The organism is Phytoactinopolyspora endophytica, assembly GCF_004138495.1.
Classification (GTDB): Bacteria; Actinomycetota; Actinomycetes; order Jiangellales; family Jiangellaceae; genus Phytoactinopolyspora; species Phytoactinopolyspora endophytica.
In genome coordinates, this window is record NZ_ML142876.1 from 29,947 (window position 1) to 32,004 (window position 2,058).

A 2,058-nucleotide genomic window follows, 5' to 3' on the forward strand; every position below is an offset into this window, starting at 1 on the left:
GTGCACGCCTGTTCCGGAGGCAGACCCAGGGCGGCGCACCGGCCGCTCGCAACGACGGTGCTGCCTGCGCACAGCGCGCCGGTCAGCTGCTCGCGTTCGTCGACTCCGACTGTGTGCCCCGGGCGGGCTGGCTGTCCGCGCTGACACCGCATTTCGCGGACCCGCTCGTCGCCGCCGTCGCCCCCAGGATCGTCGCTCACGACGACGGCGCGCGGTCCGCCTCGTCTCGGGACCTCACGGACTGGCTACGCCGCTATGAGTCGGCCCGCTCACCGCTCGACCGCGGGCCCATGCCTTCGCGGGTGCTACCCGGCGGCCGCGTTCCCTTCGTTCCCACCGCCGCGCTACTGGTCCGGGCATCGGCGTTCGGTGACGGGTTCGACGCCACGCTGCGCGGCGGTGAGGACGTCGACTTCGTCTGGCGCCTGACCAGCGCCGGGTGGTACGTGCGGTACGAGCCTGCCGGGGAGGTCGAGCACGAGCACCGCACGTCGGCGCGCGGGTTCCTGTCCCGTCGTGCGTACTACGGCCGTACCGCGGCACCACTCGACCGGCGTCACCCCGGCCGCGCCCGCCCCCTGGCGATGTCTCCGTGGACCGCGGCGGCCTGGGCCGCCGTCGGCGTGCGTCGTCCGGTGACCGGCGCCGCGATCACCGCGGTCGCTTCCGGGCTCCTGGCCCGCGAGCTCGACGGCGTGCTCGAGCAGCCGGCACGCCACGCCGCGCGCCTGGCCGGAAAGGGGACCTTCTACTCCGGCGAGGCGGTCGCTGACGCGTGTGTCCGTGCCTGGTGGCCGGTGTCGGTCGCCGCCTTCGCCGCCGTACCCCGGCTCCGTCCGGCGCTGGCCGCCGCCGCGCTCGTGCCCGCTCTGCTCGAATGGAAGCGGGAACGTCCGGATCTGGATCCTCTCCGTTGGCTGATCGCGCGCCGGCTCGACGACGCCGCTTACGGGTTCGGGGTGTGGCAAAGCTGCCTCGCCGAGGGCACGTTCGGCCCGGTCCTCCCCGATCTGGGCTGGAAGCTGCGTGTCGTGACCAGTGACGAACTCACTCAGGAGAAGGAGGAGCGCTCAGCGGAGTAGCCCGAGGGCCCGCTGTGCAAGACAGGCACAGGGCCACCCGAGCATCTGGAGGCAGCGTGGACCAGGATTTCGACTACATCATCGTCGGCGCCGGATCCGCCGGGTGCGTGCTGGCGAACCGGTTGTCCGCGGACCCGTCGACGACGGTCCTGCTTCTGGAGAGAGGCGGATGGGGCCGGCATCCGATGCTGAGGGTGCCGAAAGGCTTCGTTTACACCATGACCAGCCCGCACTATGCCAGCCAGTACGCGACCGAGCCGATCGGGCCGGACCAGCGATTCGACTCCTGGATCAGAGGCAAGGTGATCGGCGGCTCCAGCGTGATCAACGGGATGATCTACAACCGGGGCTCGGCCGCCGACTATGACGCCCTGATGCAGGCGGGGAACCCCGGCTGGGGCTGGGACGCCATGCTGCCCGTCTTCCGCCTCATCGAGGATCACCAGCTCGGCGCCTCTCAGGTGCGAGGAAGCGGAGGCCCGTTGCACGTCTCGGTCACCGACCCACGCGACGAGGTCACCGACGCGATCATCCAGTCCACGGGCGTACTGGGCTGGGAACACGTCGCCGACGTCAACGACGGCGACACCCGGCGGATCGGGTTCACGCCGTCGACCATCAAGCGCGGCGTCCGGGTCAGCGCGTCGAGCGCATTCCTCGAGCCGGTGCGCAGGCGGCGCAACCTCACCGTTCAAGGCACGGCGCAGGTCGGTTACCTCATCTTCGACGGTGGCCGGGTCGTCGGTGCCCGGGCGAGGCACGGCGGGGCCATCAGGGACTACCGAGCCAGACGCGAGGTGATCCTCTCCGCGGGTACCGTCGAGAGCCCGTTGCTGCTGGAACGCTCCGGCATCGGCGATCCCGCCGTCGTCGCTCGCTCCGGGGTGAAGCTCCGGGCGGACAGCCCGAACGTCGGCGAGCGGGTGATCGAACACCGCGGTGTCACCTTGCAGGCGCGGCTGAAGCGAAACCTCGG

2 protein-coding genes are annotated in these 2,058 nt (G+C 71.2%); both read left to right on the plus strand.

Going from position 1 to position 2,058, the window contains the following annotated elements:
- A partial coding sequence (gene mftF, locus ELR45_RS32300) for a mycofactocin biosynthesis glycosyltransferase MftF (protein ID WP_129669975.1) occupies positions 1 to 1,082 on the plus strand: 1,082 nt, incomplete at its 5' end.
- A 56-nt stretch (positions 1,083 to 1,138) separates the two neighbouring features.
- Positions 1,139 to 2,058: GMC family oxidoreductase (locus tag ELR45_RS39945; RefSeq protein WP_205857703.1), on the plus strand; the 920-nt coding region annotated here is incomplete at its 3' end.